Origin of the sequence: Bartonella sp. CM120XJJH (assembly GCF_042194715.1) — a bacterium.
Taxonomy (GTDB): domain Bacteria; phylum Pseudomonadota; class Alphaproteobacteria; order Rhizobiales; family Rhizobiaceae; genus Bartonella.
This window is the reverse complement of the sequence record NZ_JBHINE010000005.1, coordinates 1-20,892: the sequence shown is the minus strand read 5'-3', so window position 1 is coordinate 20,892 and position 20,892 is coordinate 1. Positions and strand designations below refer to the sequence as shown.

Genomic DNA, 20,892 nt, shown 5'->3' with positions numbered 1-20,892 from the left:
TTCTTATTTAGAAAAAAATAAAAATGCTCTTTTCTTTTTAAATAACGTAATATGAAAGTTCTTTTATTTTGACCGATGTAAAAAAACTGTACAGATAGGTTTTTTTTGCCAAATTTCATGAACAGCCGCTCTCACAGCACGTCGTGTTGCTTCTCGAATAAGTTCATTATTTTTCTGTTTCATGCGTGGGATATTATAAACTGTATTTTCTACAATATCTAAAAGAATATCTTTTAAACTTTTCCCCTTTCCATTACTTTCAGGTAACCCGAATGTTGTTAGACCTATATCCCCTAATAATTCATTCTTACTATTTATATGGAGAGAAATAGTAACATGACCAGCATAACTTAGTTTGCGACGTTCACGAATCCCTAATTCATCTTCATCTCCAATTAGGCAACCATCCTTATAGATGCGGCCGACAGGAACTTGATCAACAACTTCTACAGGCTCTGGTGCAAAACGTAACATATGTCCATTTCTGATATCTGTAACAATTTTAATACCCGCTTGACGCGCTAAAGTTGCCTGAGCCTTAAGATGTATTGCTTCCCCATGTACAGGAACAAGTATCTGTGGCTTTACCCAATCATACATCTGTAAAAGTTCTGAACGACGGGGATGGCCTGAAACATGAACAAGTGCATCTTCATTCGTGATAATTTCAATACCCAAATCAATGAAACGATTTTGTACCTCAATAATCGCCTTTTCGTTTCCTGGAATACTTCGTGATGAATAAATAACGGTATCACCAGCAGAAAGTGCAATATTTCTCATTCCATCACGTGATAGTTTAGCCAAAGCAGCACACGGCTCACCTTGGCTCCCTGTGACAATTAAAACAAGATCTTTTCGCGAGATGTAACCATAATCATCTTCCGTTACAAATGGCGCTAAACCATTCATATAACCAAGCTCTTGTGCAACCATAATACTTCGCTTAAGGGAACGCCCAATGACAAGCACCTTACGTCCAGCAGCTTCAGCTGCAAGAGCAATAGAACGTATCCGACCAATATTAGAAGAAAAAGTTGCTATTGCAACGCGCCCTTCAGCTTTGGAAATAATCTCAGAAAGACTGGCTTGAACCTGCTGCTCTGATGGAGATATACCATCCCGACATGCATTTGTGGAATCACAAAGTAATGCTAAAACACTTTTTTTGCCTAAAGCACGAAATCTTTTTTCATCCGTCACAGCCCCGAGTGAAGGAGTGTGATCAATTTTCCAATCACCCGTATGAATCACAGTTCCCAAAGAGGTTGTAATTGCTAAAGATACAGATTCTGGTATTGAATGGTTAACAGCTATAGCCTCTACAGCAAAGGCACCTACCTGAAAACAATCACCAGCTTGAAAAATATTGAGTAAAATTTTTTGAGATTCAAAATCTAATTGTTTTTTAGTTTCCAATAATCCTGCCGTAAAAGGCGTACAATAAATTGGCACTTGTAACTTTGGCCATAAATCAAGAACGGCCCCATAATGATCTTCATGTGCATGCGTTAAAACAAGACCCCGTATATTATGTTTTTCACTTTCTAAAAAACGAATATCAGGCAAAACAAGATCAACTCCTGGTAATTCAGAACCAGCAAAACTAATCCCCATATCAACCAGCAGCCATTCACGAAGATTTTTGGGACCAAATCCGTAAGCAGCTAAATTCATCCCTATTTCACCTACACCTCCCAGAGGTAAAAAAACAAATTCATTCTTATTGGCTGCAACCATAAACATCTCCCAAAATCATTAAGGCATCTGATGGTAAAATAATTTTTTAATAACGACCTGCATTAATAGAAGCAGCAGAACCAAAATGAACATCTCCAGCTGTTATAACGGCTATCTGACCATTTTTTTGCTTTATAATGCAGTTAAAATCACTATCAAGACCATCAAAAACACCCTCAATGACTTTTTCATCATTCACCACTTTGACATGTTGCCCAAGGTGAGCAGAATATAAAAGCCATTTTTTTCGGATTGTTTCACATCCTTTTGGTTGTTTCCAAAGAAAGTAATTTTTAGAAAAACAGTCCGTCAAAACCGTAAATAATTGTTCTGCTTCAATATGCAAACCGATATTCTTTAAGCTTGAAGTGGGATAGGGTGCATCTTCATAATTATATTTCACATTTATTCCAATACCAATAACCAAGGCATATTGTTGTGATGACAATTTTAAAATCTCAAGCAAAACTCCAGAACTTTTTGCTCCTCTGAGCAAAATATCGTTTGGCCATTTTAAACTCACAATATTGTTTGTCTGCTTGTCCTCTTCTATCAATTGTTTTATTGCCTCTGCCACACTTACTCCAGCAACAAAACCAAGTTGAGCTGCAGTTTGATGAACAATATCATCAATTAATAAAAGACTAGAATAAAGGTTTCCTTTTGGACTAGACCAAGTCCTCCCTCTTCTTGCTCTTCCCTGTGATTGTTCTTGTGCAACAATCCAAAGATTACCTTGATGACCAGCTTGTGCTTTTCGTTGTGCAATGAGATTTGTTGAATCAACACTATCGTACGCTTCAATAGTGTATCCCTGTTTTTGTGCAAAATCTGATAAAGTATAAACCATATTCATTAAAACAATGCTGCTGCTGCTTTTTCTGCTAGCTCAGCGAACCAAACTCCAAAAAACGCGTAAAATAAAATAAACAATGCAGAAAGACCAAGACAAAATTGAAGCTCATTCGATAAAGCAACAAAATGCGCTTTTGCATCATCAAACCACATAATTTTAATGACTCGCAAATAGTAAAAAGCCCCAACGACAGATGCTATCATCCCAACGACAGCAAGTGGAGTAAGTCCAGCGTGGACAGCCGCAGAAAATGTATACCACTTCCCAAAAAAACCAGCCATAGGAGGTATGCTTGCTAAAGAGAACAGCTGTATTGTCATCACAATAGCCATAAACGGATTTGTCTTTACTAACCCTGAAAGATCATAAATATTTTCAACATTGCCATTCTGAGAACGCATTCCAAGAATAAAAGCAAACGAGCCAATCGTCATTCCAAGATAAATCGTCATATAAAGAATAACACTTTTTATTCCTAGCATATCTCCAGCAGATAAACCAACAAGTGCATAGCCCATATGACTGATCGACGAATAAGCCATCAAACGCTTAATATTATTTTGACCAATTGCAGCAAATGCACCCAGTATCATTGATGCAATCGCCATGAAGATCAAAATTTGTTGCCATGCAGGCATCAAATTATCAACACGCCCTAGGGGAATAAAGGTCATCACAATAATACGGATGATTAAAGCCATTGCAGCAACTTTAGGGGCACCAGCAAAAAATGCTGTAATCGGTGTTGGCGCTCCTTCATAAACATCAGGTGTCCACATATGAAATGGAACAGCAGAGATTTTGAAAGCCAAACCAGCTAAAATAAAGACAATTCCAAAAATGACCCCCAATTGTACATTTTTGCCTTTTAAAACAAGAGCAATTTCGTGAAAACCAATTTGACCGGTAAAACCATAAAGTAAAGAAATACCATAAAGCAGCAACCCTGAAGATAATGCTCCTAAAACAAAGTATTTTATGCCGGCTTCAGAAGATTTTACATTATTACGATTAATCGCTGCTAAAACATATAAAGCTAAAGACTGCAGTTCTAACCCCATATAAAGCGACAGCATGTTACCCGCTGAAATCATAAACATCATTCCAAGGGTTGCTAAAAGAACAAGCACTGGAAATTCAAATATATTAAACTTTTGTGCATTAGCAAAACCAACAGACATGATAAGAGAAAAGAGTGCACCAATAAGCATTAAAATTTTCATATAACGACCGAAAGAATCTATAATAAGCGCATTGGTTTGAAATGAACCATTTTTCGGAAAAACTATAAGAATAATAATGGTTGCCATAAGAATCGCCATGGCTAAACCTGTCACTGTTAAAGAAGCACGTGTATTGGAATAAACACCAATCATAAGCAACACGACAGCTCCTAATGCAATTAAAAGCTCTGGAAGAATTAAGACTAATTGCGCTATTATTTCAGTTTGCATGTGCATTCTTCCCTTATCTAGTGCAGTTTATTGATGAGGGTTTCTACGGAAAACGCCGTTGCCTTAAGAATAGGCGTTGGATAGATACCAAAGAATATTGTAAGAATAACCATTGGATAGAGGAGGAATTTTTCTCTTAAAGAAAGATCTATTAATACTTTTAAATTCTCTTTATCCAAGGAACCAAAAACCACACGCCGATAAAGATAAAGGGCATAGGCTGCCGATAAGATAACACCTGTTGTTGCTAAAACAACAACCAATTTATTGACTTGAAAAACACCTATTAAGGTTAAAAATTCACCCAAAAATCCTGAGCTTCCAGGCAAACCAATATTTGCCATAGTGAAAATTAAGAAAACGACAGCATATTTAGGCATATTATTCACTAAACCACCAAACGCTGAAATTTCACGTGTATGCAAGCGATCATAAATAACCCCAACACAAAGAAACAACGCTGCTGAAACAATTCCATGGGATAGCATCTGATAAATAGCCCCTTGTATCCCTTGTTCATTCGCAGCAAAAATACCCATTGTCACATATCCCATATGCGCTATTGAAGAATAAGCAATAAGTTTTTTGATGTCATTTTGAACAAGTGCGACCAATGACGTATAAATAATAGCGATAAGCGATAATGTAAAAATCAAAGGTGCAAAATCCGCTGAAGCGATAGGAAACATAGGCAAAGAAAAACGAAGAAAACCATACCCACCTAATTTGAGTAAGACACCAGCTAAAATAACGGAACCCGCTGTCGGTGCTTCTACGTGAGCATCAGGGAGCCATGTATGAACCGGCCACATTGGCATTTTAACTGCGAAAGAAGCAAAAAATGCAAGCCATAACCATATTTGCATATGAGCAGGAAACTGGTAATTGAGTAAAGTTGGTATATCAAGTGTCCCAGCCTGCCAATACATAGCCATAAGAGCAACCAGCATAAGCACTGAACCAAGTAAAGTATATAAAAAAAACTTTATACTTGCATAAACACGACGTGCTCCACCCCATACACCTATAATGATAAACATTGGAATGAGACTGCCTTCAAAAAAAACATAGAACAGCATTGCATCAAGAGCACAAAAAACGCCAATAATCGCAACTTCTAGAAGAAGAAACGCAATCATATAAGCCTTTAATCTCTCTTTAACATTCTCCCAACTTGCTAAAATACAGAAAGGCAAAAGGAAAGCCGAGAGAACAACAAAAAGAATAGAAATACCATCAACCCCCATATGATAGCTAATGCCCCCCCCTAACCAACTGGATTTTTCAACCATTTGAAAATTTGGGTTACTAGAATCAAATCCTACCCAAATAATTAAAGAAATAATAAAAACAAATAGAGTCGTAAAAAATGCGACATTACGTATATTATGGCGTGCTACTTCACTATCATCTTTGATAAACAAAATCAGAAGCACACCAACAAGTGGCAAAAATGTAACCGTAGAAAGAATAGGCCAATCGGTCATTAGTTTACGCCCCCGATCATCATCCATGTAATGAGTAATGCAACACCGATAAGCATTGCAAATGCATAGTGGTAAAGATAGCCTGTTTGCATTCTAACAACTCTATTTGTAATATCAACAACACGCGCTGCGATACCATTAGGACCTAAACCATCAATAATCTTACCGTCTCCCACTTTCCAAAGAAAAGAACCAATTCTAAAGGTAGGACGAACAAACAAAAAGTTATATAATTGATCGAAATACCATTTTTGGTAAAGGAAGTTATATGCTCTTGGCATAATACGAACCATTTTCTTGGGAAGAGATGGAAGAGAAACATAAAATAAATAAGCTAAGAGAAACCCAAGAACCATCGCTATAAATGGCGACCATTTTACCCAATTAAAAACATGGTGGGCATCATGAAGAATGTGATTATGGCTGCTTGTAAATAATGCTCCCTTCCAAAAAGAATTATACAAGTCACCAAAAAAGTAAGGTTGGAAAACGACACCAGAAAATATTGCTCCAATAGATAAAAGAAAGAGTGGAATCAACATAACTGGGGGCGATTCATGAACATGATGCATAACATCAACTGTTGCCCGTGGTTTACCATGGAATGTCATAAAGATAAGCCGCCATGAATAGAAACTTGTTAAAAAGGCAGCAAAAACAAGAAGATAAAAAGCATATCCTGAAGCAATATTATGGGATGCAAAAGCAGACTCTATAATCGCATCTTTTGAGAAAAAACCTGCAGTCCCGAAAAGTGTTCCTGGAATTCCAACACCGGTCAATGCAATGGTCCCGACCATCATCATCCAATATGTAACCTTTATATGTTTGCGTAACCCACCCATTTTTCGCATATCTTGTTCATCAGATACAGCATGAATCACAGAACCTGCACCAAGAAACAATAAGGCTTTAAAAAAAGCATGCGTAAAAAGATGAAAGACAGCAGCGCCATAAGCTCCAACACCTAATGCCACAAACATATAACCAAGTTGAGAGCATGTAGAATAAGCAATAACACGCTTAATATCATTCTGCACCAACCCCACAGTTGCTGCAAAAAACGCTGTTGTTGCACCAACAATAATAATCACGGTCAAAGCAGTCGAAGAAAGTTCAAAAATTGGCGACATACGCGCAACCATAAAAACACCAGCCGTTACCATTGTAGCGGCATGAATCAGCGCTGATACAGGGGTTGGACCTTCCATTGCATCAGGCAGCCAAGTATGTAAAAGAAATTGTGCTGATTTTCCCATCGCACCAATAAATAATAAAAGACATGTAATGGTAATTGCCGTCTGCCCATCAAATTGCCAACCTAAAAATGTCATATTTTGTATAAAGCTATTATTTGCAGCTTTTGCAAAAATAGAGGCAAAATCAACCGATTGGAATAAAACAAAAATACTAAATATTCCTAAGAGAAAACCAAAATCTCCAACACGGTTAACTACAAAAGCTTTCATTGCAGCCTTATTAGCAGAATCGCGCTGAAACCAAAAACCAATAAGTAAATAAGAAGCAAGCCCCACACCTTCCCATCCAAAAAACATCTGGATCAAATTATTGGAGGTCACCAACATAAGCATCATAAATGTAAACAAAGAAAGATAAGAAAAAAAACGAGACCTTGAAGGGTCATGGTGCATATAACCAATTGAATAAATATGCACTAATGCCGAAACACTATTTACAACAATAAGCATAACAGCTGTTAATGTATCAATATGCAAAGCCCAATCAAAAGTTAAACCATCAACGTCAAGCCAATGTAATACCAATACATCAATCGCTGGAACATGACCAAGTGCAACACTGAAAAATGCTATCCACGATAATATGGCAACAACAACCATAAAGCTACATGTTATCAATTCACTCGCACGATCTCCTATCGTTTTTCCACCTAGTGCAGCAATTAAAAAACCCAAAAGCGGAAGAAAGACAATTGTATAATACATCACTGGTTAGCCTTTCATTACATTAACATCTTCAACCGCAATGGAACCACGATTACGGAAAAAAACGACCAGAATTGCTAAACCAATGGCAGCTTCAGCAGCTGCTACGGTTAAAACAAATAAAGCGAATATCTGACCAACGAGATCATGAAGAAATGCTGAAAATGCAACAAAATTGAGATTAACTGAAAGCAATATAAGCTCAATGGACATCAAGATAATAATCACGTTTTTTCTGTTGAGAAAAATTCCAGCAATACCAATTGTAAACATCAAAGCAGAAACAGTGAGATAATGTGTAATATCAATATACATCTACATAGCCCCCCTTACATACCTTTGCCTGATTCAACTTGTTTGATTTCAATGGCACTTTCTACCGTTCTAGAAACTTGCTCCGCAATAGACTGCCGCTTTACTCCTAATTTATGACGAAGTGTTAAAACAATAGCCCCAATCATTGCAACCAATAAAATCATTCCAGCAATTTGAAAATAGAAAACATAATCCGTATAGAGAATATCACCTAATGCTTGTGTATTTGTTCGCTGCGCTAAATCTGGCATTGGTTGCGTAACATGCGTTCTCAATACTGGAGAAAAATAGCTACTCACAAAAACAACAATCAATTCTACAGCAATAATAACACCAATAAGAGCTCCAATAGGAGCATACCGAAGAGTTCCACTCTTTAACTCAGCAAAATCAACGTCAAGCATCATAACGACAAACAAAAATAAAACAGCGACAGCTCCAACATACACAACAAGCAGAATAAGCCCTAAAAACTCTGCTCCTGCAAGCAAAAATAAAGCTGCGGCATTAAAAAATGCGAGAATTAAAAACAAAACAGAATGCACTGGATTGCGTGCCGTAATAACAATAACTGCACTTGTTAGCATAATAAAAGCAAACAAATAGAAAAATGCCGCCGCTAGATCTGTTAGCATAGGCTTCTCCTTAATTATTCAAACAATTGGTATAAACTTCATACCAGATTACAATTTATCGGAAAAATATCCGACACCTCATTTAACGATACACTTAGCGATAAGGCGCATCCATCAATATATTTCGAGCAATTTCTCGCTCCCAGCGATCTCCATTCAATAAAAGCTTTTCTTTATCATAATAAAGTTCTTCACGTGTTTCCGTCGCAAACTCAAAATTTGGACCTTCGACAATAGCTTCAACCGGACAAGCCTCTTGACAAAAACCACAGTAGATACACTTAACCATGTCTATATCATAACGGACAGTTCTACGCGTACCATCATTGCGCCGCGGTCCAGCTTCAATTGTAATCGCTTGAGCAGGACAAATTGCTTCACATAATTTACAAGCAATACACCGTTCTTCACCATTTGGATAGCGACGCAATGCATGTTCACCGCGAAAACGTTGAGATACAAAACCTTTTTCATAAGGATAATTAATCGTGGGCTTTGGTGAAAAAAATTGACGCATAGCTAAGAAAAAAGCACTCACAAATTCCAATAGAAGAAGTGACTTTGCCGCCTGAATAAAACCTGACATCGTAAAATCTCCTCTTAAACGAAATCCGTAAACTTTAAAAAAGCAGCAGTTATCACAACCATTGCTAGTGAGAGAGGAAGAAAAACCTTCCAACCAAGCCGCATGAGCTGATCATAGCGATAACGTGGAACAAATGCTTTAACCATAGCAAACCAAAAAAATACAAAACAGACTTTTAAAACAAACCAAATGATACCAGGAACCCAGTTAAGCCACCAAACATCTAAGGGAGGCAACCAACCGCCCAAAAATAGAATGGTTGTTAATGCGCACATTAAAACAATCGCAACATATTCACCTAGAAAGAAGAGCATGTAAGGCGTTGAAGAATATTCTACCATATGACCAGCTACAAGTTCAGATTCTGCTTCCACCAAATCGAATGGAGGACGGTTTGTCTCTGCGAGCGCAGAAATAAAAAATATAATAAACATTGGGAAAAGGACCAACCAATTCCAATCGAGAAAACTGTTAAAAGGAAGACCAAGAGTTGTACCAATTCCAGAACTTTGTTTATGAACAATTGTTGTGAGATCCAACGAACCACTTATTAAAATGACAGTCACAAGCACAAAACCAATGGAAACTTCATAAGAAACCATTTGTGCCGCCGAACGAAGAGCTCCTAAGAAAGGATATTTTGAATTTGATGCCCATCCCCCCATAATAACACCATAAACCTCAAGAGATGAAATAGCTAAAATATAAAGCAAGCCAACATTAATCTTCGCAACCTCCCAGCCCTCATTGACTGGAATAACAGCCCAAGTTGATAAAGCAAGTGTCGCTGAAACAAAAGGAGCCAAAAGAAAAACACCCTTATTTGCACCTGCAGGAATAATAGGCTCTTTAACAACAAATTTAATTAAATCTGCAAAAGACTGTAACAAACCCCATGGACCAACAACGTTTGGTCCACGACGCAATTGTACGGCGGCCCAAATCTTTCTGTCTGCGTAAAGAAGATAAGCAACTAAGATTAAAAGAACAACCAAAAGAAGAAGTGTTTTTCCGATTATAATGAGTAATGGCAACAGCCAAGTCATAAAGAAATCATACATCATTATTCCTTTTCCTTTGCCCTTACTTTAACAGTTTGCGTAGCGTGGTTTTTTGCAAGAGATGAACATTCAGCCATAACAGCAGAAGCACGTGCTATCGGATTTGTTAAATAAAAGTCTTTAACCATAGAAGTAAATGTTTGACTCTCTAGAGAAACCATTTTTGAACCAAGTGCCTTAAGACCACTTATATCAGAAGGCACTATATCATCAACAGCACAAAGGTGTGGATAATCATTAAACAAGCATTGCCTTAATTGAGAAAGAGAATCAAAAGGGAGCCTTTGTCCTAAAATATCCGATAAAGCACGCAAGATAGCCCAATCTTCTTTTGCTTCACCTGGAGCAAAACCAGCCCGATTTGTCATTTGAACACGTCCTTCTGTATTCACATAAAGCCCTGATTTTTCAGTGTAAGCAGATGCAGGCAAAATAACATCAGCAGCATGTGCACCATTATCACCATGACTACCAATATAAACTGTAAAAGCTTTTGTATTGGCTAATTCCACTTCATCAGCACCAAGCAAAAATAAAACTTCACAGGTTTTAAGTATATTTGCAACCCCAAGCTTAGAAGTAAAGCCTATGTCCAACCCTCCAACAATCGATGCAGCATTATGAAGAACCCCAAACCCATTCCATGTCTCACTAAGAGCACCAATATTATCAGCTAATTTAGCAAGACTTTTTAAAACAGATAAACCTTCATTTCCTGAAACCGCTCCCTCTCCGATAAGAATAAGGGGTCTCTTCGCTTCTTTTAAGACATTAAAAAAAACATCTTCTCCACGAAGAAGTGTTGTTAATGTATCACTTCCAGATCCAAGATAAGAATAAGGATAACGTAAATCGACTTTCTCTCCAATTAATGCAATAGGAAAATTTCCCATCCGTTGGCGCTTTAAAATACGTGCATTTAAAACAGCCGCTTCATGACGTGGATTAGATCCCACAATAAGCAATGCATCAGCCTGTTCAATACCTGCAATCGTCGGATTAAAAATATAACTCGAACGCCCAAACTCAGGCGATAAAGCCCCCCCTCTTTGGCGACAATCAAAAAGTGTTGAGCCCAAAGAGCTCAATAATGCTTTAAGGGCATACATTTCCTCAACAGATGCAAGATCTCCAGCAATGGCTCCAATTTTTTCTGGAAAAATTTTAGAGATTACCATTTTAATTTTTGCAAAAGCTTCTGTCCAACTGACAGGCTGAAGCTTTCCATCTTTGCGTACATATGGCCTATCAAGCCGCTGAGTGCGCAATCCATCCCAAATAAAACGCGTTTTATCAGAAATCCATTCCTCATTTACATCTTCATTCGTACGCGGCATAATCCGCATAACTTCACGGCCACGGCTATCAATACGGATCGCACTACCAAGGGCATCCATCACATCAATCGATTCCGTTTTTACCAATTCCCACGGACGGGCATGAAACGCATAAGGTTTTGAAGTTAAAGCTCCTACAGGACAAAGATCAATAACGTTTCCCTGTAATTCAGATGTCATAGCTTTTTCAAGATACGTCGTAATTTCAGCATCTTCACCACGACCGATCAAACCAAGCTCAGAAATACCTGCGACTTCCGTTGTAAAACGAACACACCGTGTACAATGAATACACCGTGTCATAACAGTTTTGACAAGAGGTCCAATATATTTATCTTCTACAGCACGCTTATTTTCTGTATAACGAGAGCAATCTCGTCCATAAAGCATTGCTTGATCTTGAAGATCACATTCCCCCCCTTGATCACACACTGGACAATCCAAAGGATGATTAATGAGAAGAAATTCCATAACACCTTCACGTGCCTTTTTTACCATCGTCGTATTGGTAAAAATCTCAGGTGCTTCACCGTTAGGCCCTAATCGTAAATCACGAACCCCCATAGCACAAGAAGCCTGAGGTTTTGGAGGACCACCCTTAACCTCAACTAAACACATACGACAATTTCCAGCAATTGACAAAGATTCATGAAAACAAAAACGTGGCACTTCAACACCCGCCGCTTCAGCGGCCTGAAGCAACGTGTAGTAATCAGGAACTTCAATCTCTTTGCCATCAACTTTGATATTTATCATCACCCATCCAACCTGCGGATAACCCACTTAAAATTTGCATTCGGTTGCTCTTTAAAAAATTTTCTATCCCACTGCTTCTAAAGCAATATTTTTGCTTTGGACTACATTTCGCGTGTATTCATCAATTCTACGCTCGATTTCCGGACGAAAATTACGTATCAACCCTTGTACAGGCCATGCGGCAGCATCACCAAGAGCACAAATAGTGTGTCCTTCAACCTGTTTAGATACTTCAAACAAAAGATCAATCTCGCGTTTTTGCGCTCTTCCCTCAACCATACGCCCTAAAAGACGCATCATCCACCCCGTCCCCTCACGACACGGTGTACACTGACCACAACTCTCGTGCTTGAAAAAAGCAGCTATACGCCAAATTGCCTTGATAATATCGGTTGATTTATCCATAACAATCATTCCCCCTGTGCCAAAAGAAGACCCGACATCTCGCATCCCATCAAAATCCATGATTGCATCGATCATATCCTCACCACGAACGACTGGACAAGAAGCCCCCCCTGGAATAACTGCTAAAAGATTATTCCATCCACCACGAACACCACCCGTATGTTTTTCAATTAACTCACGGAATGAAACACCAAGAGCATCTTCAAATGTACAAGGTGCATTAACATGCCCTGAAACCATAAATAATTTCGTTCCAACATTATTTGCTCGTCCGATTGATGAAAACCACGAAGCACCCCGCCGCAAAATCGTTGGAACAACGGCAATAGACTCTACATTATTTACTGTTGTTGGACAGCCATAAATCCCCATATTGGCAGGAAATGGTGGTTTAAGCCGAGGTTGTCCCTTTTTTCCCTCAAGACTTTCAAGAAGAGCCGTTTCTTCACCACAAATATAAGCACCCGCTCCATGATGAATAACAATATCACAAGCATGCCCATATTTCGTTTTTTTGCCAAGTAAACCCGCATCATAGCATTCATCAACGGCAGCTTGAAGCGCTTCACGTTCACGAATATATTCACCACGAATATAAATAAAAGCAACATTAGCTCCCATAGCAAAAGTAGCGATTGCACATCCTTCAATCAAAGTATGGGGGTCATGACGTAAAATATCACGGTCTTTACAAGTTCCAGGTTCAGATTCATCGGCATTGACAACCAAATAATGAGGACGCCCATCATTCTGCTTTGGCATAAAGGACCACTTCATTCCAGTAGGAAAGCCAGCACCACCACGACCGCGTAAACCTGATGCCTTCACTTCATCAATGATCCAATCACGACCTTTGTCAATCATCTCTTTCAGACCATTCCAATGCCCACGCAACATCGCAGCCTTTAATGATTTGTCTTTTAAACCATAAATATTAGTGAAGATACGATCTTTATCAGCTAGCATACCCCACCTTTTTTTCTATTACCCATAGCATTTTCCGCTTTTCCTCAAATGCAATTTTCAAATACCTTTTCAAGACTTCTTACTTTTCGTTAAATGTTGCCATCATGGGTAGAATAATAAAATATTTTCTCAAGAAAAATACTTAATTATGTTCCCATTCTTTCCTTATCCTTTTTTGGTGAAGACTTGAGAGATCTTTTTTTCTTTCTCCTCATCAATAAGAGAAGTTAAACCACTAATCGGTTCCGACGATTTACGACTATTTTGCGGACCAACCGCTATCTCAGAACCTTTACCTGCTTCAAATGCATCAATAATTTCTTCAAGGCGTTCAGCTGTAAGATCTTCATAAGTATCTTTAAAAATCATAACCATGGGAGCATTAACACAAGCACCAAGACACTCCACCTCTTCCCATGATAAAGTTCCATCCTGATTGGTCGCAAAAGGTTCATGATGAATTTTTTTCTGACAAACTTTAATCAATTCATCAGAACCACGTAACATACAAGGCGTTGTACCACAAACTTGAATATGCGCTTTTGTTCCAACAGGCTTAAGCTGAAACTGAGTATAAAAAGTAGCAACTTCCAGAACACGGATATAAGCCATGGAAAGAATCTGAGCAATATGTTCAATCGCAGCACGTGTCACCCAACCATCTTGCTCTTGAGCACGCATTAATAATGGAATTACAGCAGACTGCTGACGCCCTACAGGATATTTTTTTATGGTATTTTTTACCCATATCTGATTTTCTTTTGTAAAAGAAAACTCAGCGGGCTGATAAACATCATCTGCAAGACGGCGTACGGACATTAGCGATCAACCTCCCCAAAAACAATATCAATCGAACCCAAAATAGCTGTAGCATCTGCTAACATATGACCTCTGGTTAAAAAATCCATAGCTTGGAGATGAGCAAACCCAGGAGCACGCAACTTGACACGATAAGGCTTATTGGTTCCATCAGAAACAAGATAAACACCAAACTCACCCTTCGGAGCTTCCACAGCAACATATACTTCTCCAGGAGGTGTATGAAAACCTTCCGTATAGAGTTTAAAGTGATGAATCAGTGCTTCCATCGAGCTTTTCATTTCACTCCGCGTCGGTGGTACAATTTTGCGATCCAAGCTAGAAACCGGTCCCTTTTTTTCAGTACTCAGTAAACGCTCCACACATTGGCGCATAATTTTCGCTGATTGACGCATTTCTTCCATACGAATAAGATAGCGATCATAACAATCGCTATTTTTACCTATAGGAATATCGAATTCCATTTCATCGTAACATTCATAAGGCTGACTCTTACGCAAATCCCATGGAACACCAGCTCCACGAATCATAACCCCAGAAAAACCGCGTGCCCAAGCTTCATCAATACTTACAACGCCAATATCCACATTACGCTGCTTAAAAATCCGATTTGGGGTCACAAGCGCATCAAGTTTTCCGAGAGAAACAAGAAATGGATCAATAAAATCACCAATATCTTCAACTAAAGATTCTGGTAAATCTTGATGCACGCCACCGGGACGAAAATAATTTGCATGAAGACGAGCACCACAGGCACGCTCATAAAAAATCATCAATCTTTCACGTTGCTCAAATCCCCAAAGCGGTGGTGTTAAAGCACCAACATCCATTGCCTGTGTCGTTACATTAAGCAAATGATTAAGAATACGCCCAATTTCAGAAAACAAAACACGTATTAATTGCCCTCTTTTAGGAACTTTAAGATCTAATAACTTTTCAATAGCAAGAACAAAAGCATGTTCCTGATTCATAGGAGCAACATAATCCAAACGATCTAGATAAGGACCAGCTTGGAGATAAGTCTTTGTTTCCATTAACTTTTCAGTACCGCGATGCAACAACCCAATATGTGGATCTACACGCTCAACAACTTCACCGTCCAACTCCAGAACCATGCGCAAAACCCCATGCGCGGCAGGATGCTGTGGACCAAAATTGATATTAAAGTTTCGAACATTGACCTCAGCCACAATCAACCCCTTGCTTTTTAAAAAACTTCATATCAAATATCAAAAAATCTATCACGCTAAAAAATATTTAATTATTTAAGAAATACAGAATTCTAATATAATGCCTTATCAAAACCAATATTATTTTTTTTCATCTGCTTTTCCATCACGTGGCAAAGTATACTGTTCTCCTTCCCAAGGAGAAAGAAAATCAAAATTACGCATCTCTTGGCGCAAAACAACAGGCTCATAAATCACCCTCTTTGCTTCATTGTCATAACGGCATTCAACAAATCCTGTCACAGGAAAGTCTTTGCGTAAAGGATATCCTTCAAACCCATAATCTGTTAAAATCCGTCTCAAATCCGGATGTCCTGAAAATAAAATCCCATACATATCATACGTTTCACGTTCATACCACTCTGCGCCAGGATAAACCGTACAAGCTGAAGCAACAGGAGTATTTTCATCCGTACGAACTTTTACACGTAAGCGTAAATTCTCACGAGGAGATAACAATTGGTAAGAAACATCAAAGCGCTTGTCGCGAGAAGGATAATCCACACCACTAATGTCTGTAAGATTAATAAATTGACAGCGAGAATCATCACGAACAAACATTAAGACATCGACAATTGCATCAAGACGTGCCACAATGGTCAATTCACCAAAAGCAAGAACAGTCTCTTCAAGCTTATTTTTTAACTTGTTTTCCAAATAAGCAGCAAGTTCAACCAATGTTTCATCCACCATGACAAGAAAACTCTCTATCGCTCTATGGATCCGGTACGACGGATTTTTTTCTGTAGCAACAATATGCCGTATAATAATGCCTCTGCTGTAGGTGGACACCCTGGAACATATATATCGACAGGCACGATACGATCACATCCCCGCACTACTGAATAGGAATAATGATAATATCCCCCACCGTTTGCACAAGATCCCATAGAAATCACATAACGTGGCTCTGGCATCTGATCGTACACTTTTCTTAAAGCAGGAGCCATCTTATTTGTTAGAGTACCTGCAACCACCATCACATCTGACTGACGGGGTGAAGCTCGTGGTGCATATCCAAAACGCTCATTATCATAATGAGGCATTGAGCATTGCATCATTTCGATAGCACAACAAGCTAAACCAAAACTCATCCACATTAAAGAACCGGTACGTGCCCAAGTAATCAAAGCATCTGCCGAGGTAACTAAAAAACCCTTATCTGATAATTCAGCATTGATATCACGAAAAAACTTATCGTCAGATCCTATCAGCCCACCAGTATTTGGATCAATGATTCCTTTTGGTTTTGGAGCTCCAATCGTTGAATTATGAGATCTTAATTCCATTCAAGGGCTCCTTTTTTCCATTCATATATAAATCCAATAGTCAAAATCGCTAAAAACACAATCATCGACCAAAAGCCAAACATACCTATCGATTCGAATGAAACAGCCCAAGGAAAAAGAAAAGCAACTTCAAGATCAAAAATAATAAATAAAATTGATACCAAATAGAAACGAATATCAAACTTCATGCGTGCATCACTAAATGAATTAAACCCACATTCATAAGCCGATAACTTTTCAGGATCGGGGGAACGATATGCTACAATGTAAGGTGTAATCAACAAAACTCCAGCAATAACCGCTGACACAATAATGAAAATCAAGACTGGCAAATAAGAGCTCAATAAATAAGCCATAACCCTCTTCCATCGTAACGAAATGCCTGAGTTTAACACAATGATTCAATATTGCGAGACCAAACAGACAAATTTAACAATCGCTCTATTAACTCTATTCATACTGCTTCAAAGTCATACAGAGCGATACTTTTCTTATCGGCATAGGTAACGCAGAGCAAAGAAAGACGCAAGCCCTATTCTTGTAAACCATATAAAAAGAAAGAAAAAACATATTTATCCCCCAATCAAATACTCCACCACCTCACTCATAGCATATGGATATTTTAAAAAGAAAATTTTATAAGGAATCATGAAATGGCGCGAGTGACGGGGCTCGAACCCGCGACCTCCGGCGTGACAGGCCAGCACTCTAACCAACTGAGCTACACCCGCGCATTTTTTCCGAACCAATTTAATTTGGTACAAGCGGTCGTGTAAGGGGTTCATGCGTTTATGTCAAGAAGGATTATGCATTTTTAAAAAAAATTATCAAATACCATCTTTATTCTTGCGTTTAGAAAAATTTTTCCTTAAAGAGTCTCCATTCAATTGCTGGTCATTGCATTGGGCGATTAGCTCAGCTGGTAGAGCGCCTCGTTTACACCGAGGATGTCGGGAGTTCGAGTCTCTCATCGCCCACCATATAGCTTTATATTCCTGTTAAATTATTGATTTTTAATGTATTTTTTAAGTTGAGAGATTCTTTAATCAAGTTAAGGGAATAGGATTTTCACACTTTCCTTTACAAAGCGCATTTTTTTACCAGCTTTCTCTAAAATTTTTTTAATAGTTCTAAATCTTCTTATGAAATAATGTTTATCAGTCTAACAGAATCACCAACATCTTCACGCCTCAACGGATCAGAAGTCTTGATTGTAAAACTTTTGCAACAAGCATCCGATTCTCTTCTCAAAATTTCTGCTACCTCTTGATCTAACGCATAGAGTTCCATTATCTTTTCCTCCAGTCCTACACTCTACAGAAGATAAAAATGCACAGATATGTCTCATTTCTCAGCCATATCTGAGAGGCGTTCTGAGCGATCAATGCGAAATTCCGTAAAATTTTACCAAAGGATGTAAGCTTCTAGAAACTCCTGTTAGAGAAGAAATATTTCTTCTGATTCTAATAAAATTTTTCAAATTTTGGTTAGTCATTATTTTTAGTGTGTGGAGATCTTGTCCAATACCTCTATATAAAAACCATTATCAAGCATATACAATATCTATTACGGTAAGAAGTTATTAATTTTCATCAGAAATAGTGCGTTTAATATCATCATAAAATTTAAATATCACAACGAGATATATAAATAAAACATATTGGTGTACCCATGCTTGTCAATCTTAATGCTATAATCCGCGATCTTTCTTCAGAAACGAATATCGTTACAGTTCTTAAGGAATCTATCGTTAACTCTATACAAGCTCATGCAACAAAAATTGATATTTTATTCCAACTTCATGGCAATGTAGATTTGTGGGGGAATCAACCAGTTTTTTCTATAAGCGTTTTTGACAATGGAGATGGATTTACAAAAGAGAATATCAAATCTTTCTCTACCTATAAAAGGACTATAAAATTCGAGAAGGATATAAAGGGGTTGGACGTATTACTTACTTGAAAATATTCAAGGAAGTTAAAATTGTTAGTTTTAGCAAAGATGAGCATAATGCTCAAATTTCACTCCACAGTTTACACAAGATTCTTTTAAAAAAGAAAATGGCCAAAAAGATAAATGGTGGAATACATATTTATATTTTGAAAGACCTTATAAACAAAATGTGTTAGATATAAACCTAGTTCATAATGAAATTTATTATCATCTTCTTCCTTTACTCTTTTTAAAGAAAGATGAAAATATCCAAATTAACTTTTATGTACATAATGTAGAAAATTTAGAAGACGTAGAAAGCTTAAAGAAAAGAACAATCAATACGCAAGATTTACCTTACTTAGAAAATAAAACTCTAAAAATTGGTCCTTTAAATATTCCCTTTACCCTTTCTTATTATTTTGAAGAGAACACAAATTCTAATACTAAAATAGAGGCTTACTATTGTGCTAATAATCGTACTGTTATGCCTTTTTCAAAGTTTATAAATATCAATCCAATAAATAATGTGATGATGATATTTTTATTAGAATCGTCTGTTTTGGATAAGTATGTTAACGACGAACGGAATGATTTTGAGATTAATAAAAAAGATCCTGACTTAGAAACCCGATTGACTTGGGAGAATATTAATCAAAAACTAGAGATAATCTTAGATGAAATAATTAATATCCGATTTCCAGAAATTGAAGAAAAAAAGAGTACTCTTCTCAAAAAAATTGTTGAAGAATATCCTTATTTAGTAGACTTTCTAGACACAAAAGATGTAATTGGGGGCGTCTTCAAAGAAGATTCATTTATTGAAAACGCCGAAAAAAAATATTCAAAAAGAAAACTAGCCTTCAGAAAAACTCTTCGTGAAGGCAAAGGGATGCCAAAAGAAAATTTACAAAAAGCACAAAACTTTGCTAGTCTGGAATTAACTCAATACATTCAATTCCGAGATAATATTCTGAATGAGTTCTCTAAATTATTAACACCTACAACCCTAGAAAAAGAAATTCATAATTTATTTATTCCACAACACTGCACTGCTGATAAAACCTTACCCTTACCACTGAAAAATAATAATTTGTGGATACTTGATGATAACTTAATGAGCTACAGCTATTTACAAAGTGAGAAGAGAATAAAAGCATTTATTTCAGAGGTTAAGTTACTTTTGCCCGCTTCTGAGAAAGATAATAAGTAATTACGGAGTCGACCTGACATAGCTTTGTATTTTGATTCTGATAACGGAAACCGTGCTGTTTTAATAGAGTTTAAAAGTCCCACAGCAGATTACAAAAATTCTGGCGTTTCTCAATTAATGTATTATGCTCAAACTCTTCAAAAAGCTGGTGTTACAGAGATGTACCTCTATCTCATTGCTGAAGTAGATGATCCTTACGAAAAAGTATTACTTATTACAAATAATTTTACTAAAGTTTTTTCTCCAGAAGGAAAATATTATCGGTGTTATTGGTCTGAATTCAATGCTTGCGTACAAGTTATGTCTCTACGTACTATTTTGAGTAACGCAAAATTACGAAATAGCACTTTTATGGATATTATTAAAAAGGATTTGTTATACCATCGATCAAAGCAAGCCAGTCAAGTATTCTGTTCTTCAATTCTTTGAAAACCACTGTTTTAAATGTGAGAAGCTATTCTCTACGGCGTCCACAAAACGGGAAAAATCTATTACAAACATAAAGGCAATAAAGGCTATCAATTTCATGAGGCGTGACATCATCTTTAAGCCTTGATAGGTCTCTATCATCTCGTGAAGGAGTTGTTGTTCTTTTTCTGTAAGATCTTTATCTTTGCGGCTTCGTTTCTTGACCATCTTTCCAACCACATAAATGGGCTCCCTGCTTGTTATGCTTCAAAATATCTCTTGCAAGGTTGGAACTGATGACCGCAACATCTTTGTTATCCAAATAAATGGGCAACCAGCCAACACAAGAAACAGACCTATTTGCCGCGCACCCAACGAGAAAGTTCAGAGCGCACACCAGCATCACTTTTTTGATTAACTTCATTTTCTACCTCAAGCCG

The 20,892-nt window shown here is 37.5% G+C and carries 21 protein-coding genes, 2 tRNA genes and 1 pseudogene; 4 read left to right on the top strand and 20 right to left on the bottom strand.

From position 1 onward, the window contains the following. Nucleotides 1-63 precede the first annotated feature (63 nt). From ACFIKU_RS03475 to ACFIKU_RS03395, 17 genes and pseudogenes are all read right to left on the bottom strand, one after another. On the bottom strand, nucleotides 64-1,740 hold the full coding sequence (locus ACFIKU_RS03475; RefSeq protein WP_375641996.1) for a ribonuclease J: 1,677 nt from the start codon (nucleotides 1,738-1,740) through the stop codon (nucleotides 64-66). 46 nt (nucleotides 1,741-1,786) lie between these two features. Beyond that, nucleotides 1,787-2,596 (bottom strand): biotin--[acetyl-CoA-carboxylase] ligase, encoded by an 810-nt coding sequence (locus ACFIKU_RS03470; protein ID WP_375656695.1) that lies wholly within the window; start codon nucleotides 2,594-2,596, stop codon nucleotides 1,787-1,789. Further along, nucleotides 2,596-4,050 carry an NADH-quinone oxidoreductase subunit NuoN gene (gene nuoN / locus ACFIKU_RS03465; protein WP_375656694.1) on the bottom strand — a complete coding sequence of 485 codons (1,455 nt, stop codon included), beginning with the start codon at nucleotides 4,048-4,050 and terminating at the stop codon, nucleotides 2,596-2,598. Before nuoN ends, ACFIKU_RS03470 begins: the two co-directional genes overlap by 1 nt. Before the next feature lie 17 nt (nucleotides 4,051-4,067). Next, a complete protein-coding gene (locus tag ACFIKU_RS03460) occupies nucleotides 4,068-5,537 on the bottom strand; it encodes an NADH-quinone oxidoreductase subunit M (protein ID WP_375656693.1) in 1,470 nt (489 codons plus the stop codon). After that, the gene (gene nuoL, locus ACFIKU_RS03455; protein ID WP_375656740.1) at nucleotides 5,537-7,501 is read right to left on the bottom strand and encodes an NADH-quinone oxidoreductase subunit L; all 1,965 of its coding nucleotides are present in this window, start codon (nucleotides 7,499-7,501) and stop codon (nucleotides 5,537-5,539) included. Before nuoL ends, ACFIKU_RS03460 begins: the two co-directional genes overlap by 1 nt. A gap of 6 nt (nucleotides 7,502-7,507) precedes the next feature. After that, nucleotides 7,508-7,816: an NADH-quinone oxidoreductase subunit NuoK gene (gene nuoK / locus ACFIKU_RS03450; RefSeq protein ID WP_015856359.1), complete on the bottom strand. Its 309-nt coding sequence runs from the start codon at nucleotides 7,814-7,816 to the stop codon at nucleotides 7,508-7,510. A 14-nt stretch (nucleotides 7,817-7,830) separates the two neighbouring features. Further along, on the bottom strand, nucleotides 7,831-8,451 hold the full coding sequence (locus ACFIKU_RS03445; protein WP_273723185.1) for an NADH-quinone oxidoreductase subunit J: 621 nt from the start codon (nucleotides 8,449-8,451) through the stop codon (nucleotides 7,831-7,833). Nucleotides 8,452-8,545: 94 nt separating this feature from the next. Then, the gene (nuoI, locus tag ACFIKU_RS03440; RefSeq protein ID WP_273723184.1) at nucleotides 8,546-9,037 is read right to left on the bottom strand and encodes an NADH-quinone oxidoreductase subunit NuoI; all 492 of its coding nucleotides are present in this window, start codon (nucleotides 9,035-9,037) and stop codon (nucleotides 8,546-8,548) included. A 14-nt stretch (nucleotides 9,038-9,051) separates the two neighbouring features. Then, nucleotides 9,052-10,098, bottom strand: coding sequence for an NADH-quinone oxidoreductase subunit NuoH (gene nuoH, locus ACFIKU_RS03435; RefSeq protein ID WP_375656739.1), 1,047 nt, complete (start codon nucleotides 10,096-10,098; stop codon nucleotides 9,052-9,054). A gap of 2 nt (nucleotides 10,099-10,100) precedes the next feature. Beyond that, nucleotides 10,101-12,191, bottom strand: a complete 2,091-nt coding sequence (gene nuoG, locus ACFIKU_RS03430) for an NADH-quinone oxidoreductase subunit NuoG (protein WP_375656692.1) — start codon at nucleotides 12,189-12,191, stop codon at nucleotides 10,101-10,103. 63 nt (nucleotides 12,192-12,254) lie between these two features. Continuing rightward, nucleotides 12,255-13,562, bottom strand: a complete 1,308-nt coding sequence (gene nuoF / locus ACFIKU_RS03425; protein WP_375627308.1) for an NADH-quinone oxidoreductase subunit NuoF — start codon at nucleotides 13,560-13,562, stop codon at nucleotides 12,255-12,257. 146 nt (nucleotides 13,563-13,708) lie between these two features. Then, nucleotides 13,709-14,381 (bottom strand): annotated as a pseudogene (gene nuoE / locus ACFIKU_RS03420) (NADH-quinone oxidoreductase subunit NuoE). Then, nucleotides 14,381-15,571: an NADH-quinone oxidoreductase subunit D gene (locus ACFIKU_RS03415; protein WP_375656691.1), complete on the bottom strand. Its 1,191-nt coding sequence runs from the start codon at nucleotides 15,569-15,571 to the stop codon at nucleotides 14,381-14,383. Before ACFIKU_RS03415 ends, nuoE begins: the two are co-directional and overlap by 1 nt. Before the next feature lie 120 nt (nucleotides 15,572-15,691). Further along, nucleotides 15,692-16,300: an NADH-quinone oxidoreductase subunit C gene (locus ACFIKU_RS03410; protein WP_375656738.1), complete on the bottom strand. Its 609-nt coding sequence runs from the start codon at nucleotides 16,298-16,300 to the stop codon at nucleotides 15,692-15,694. A gap of 17 nt (nucleotides 16,301-16,317) precedes the next feature. Further along, nucleotides 16,318-16,899, bottom strand: a complete 582-nt coding sequence (locus ACFIKU_RS03405) for a NuoB/complex I 20 kDa subunit family protein (RefSeq protein ID WP_375656690.1) — start codon at nucleotides 16,897-16,899, stop codon at nucleotides 16,318-16,320. After that, complete coding sequence (locus tag ACFIKU_RS03400) at nucleotides 16,890-17,255, bottom strand: NADH-quinone oxidoreductase subunit A (RefSeq protein ID WP_005773599.1); 366 nt, start codon at nucleotides 17,253-17,255, stop codon at nucleotides 16,890-16,892. Before ACFIKU_RS03400 ends, ACFIKU_RS03405 begins: the two co-directional genes overlap by 10 nt. Before the next feature lie 298 nt (nucleotides 17,256-17,553). Further along, nucleotides 17,554-17,630, bottom strand: a tRNA-Asp gene (locus ACFIKU_RS03395). A 173-nt stretch (nucleotides 17,631-17,803) separates the two neighbouring features. Here ACFIKU_RS03395 and ACFIKU_RS03390 point away from each other — a divergent pair. Beyond that, nucleotides 17,804-17,879, top strand: a tRNA-Val gene (locus tag ACFIKU_RS03390). 160 nt (nucleotides 17,880-18,039) lie between these two features. On the opposite strand, the gene ACFIKU_RS03385 is transcribed toward ACFIKU_RS03390, so the two are convergent. Next, nucleotides 18,040-18,189, bottom strand: a complete 150-nt coding sequence (locus ACFIKU_RS03385) for a hypothetical protein (protein WP_375656689.1) — start codon at nucleotides 18,187-18,189, stop codon at nucleotides 18,040-18,042. A gap of 381 nt (nucleotides 18,190-18,570) precedes the next feature. On the opposite strand from ACFIKU_RS03385, the gene ACFIKU_RS03380 reads away from it, so the two are divergent. The 3 genes from ACFIKU_RS03380 (at nucleotide 18,571) to ACFIKU_RS03370 (ending at nucleotide 20,473) form a co-directional block, all read left to right on the top strand. Further along, nucleotides 18,571-18,861, top strand: a complete 291-nt coding sequence (locus ACFIKU_RS03380) for an ATP-binding protein (RefSeq protein WP_375656688.1) — start codon at nucleotides 18,571-18,573, stop codon at nucleotides 18,859-18,861. Between the two features lie 160 nt (nucleotides 18,862-19,021). Further along, entirely contained in the window at nucleotides 19,022-20,044 is a 1,023-nt protein-coding gene (locus ACFIKU_RS03375; protein ID WP_375656687.1) for a hypothetical protein, read from the top strand. Nucleotides 20,045-20,068: 24 nt separating this feature from the next. Beyond that, the gene (locus ACFIKU_RS03370) at nucleotides 20,069-20,473 is read left to right on the top strand and encodes a hypothetical protein (protein WP_375656686.1); all 405 of its coding nucleotides are present in this window, start codon (nucleotides 20,069-20,071) and stop codon (nucleotides 20,471-20,473) included. Here ACFIKU_RS03370 and ACFIKU_RS03365 read toward each other — a convergent pair. Together ACFIKU_RS03365 and ACFIKU_RS03360 are read right to left on the bottom strand one after the other, a co-directional pair. Continuing rightward, on the bottom strand, nucleotides 20,462-20,692 hold the full coding sequence (locus ACFIKU_RS03365) for a hypothetical protein (protein ID WP_375656685.1): 231 nt from the start codon (nucleotides 20,690-20,692) through the stop codon (nucleotides 20,462-20,464). The two genes, ACFIKU_RS03370 and ACFIKU_RS03365, sit on opposite strands and share 12 nt — an antisense overlap. Beyond that, nucleotides 20,652-20,840: a hypothetical protein gene (locus tag ACFIKU_RS03360; protein WP_375656737.1), complete on the bottom strand. Its 189-nt coding sequence runs from the start codon at nucleotides 20,838-20,840 to the stop codon at nucleotides 20,652-20,654. Before ACFIKU_RS03360 ends, ACFIKU_RS03365 begins: the two co-directional genes overlap by 41 nt. Nucleotides 20,841-20,892 lie beyond the last annotated feature (52 nt).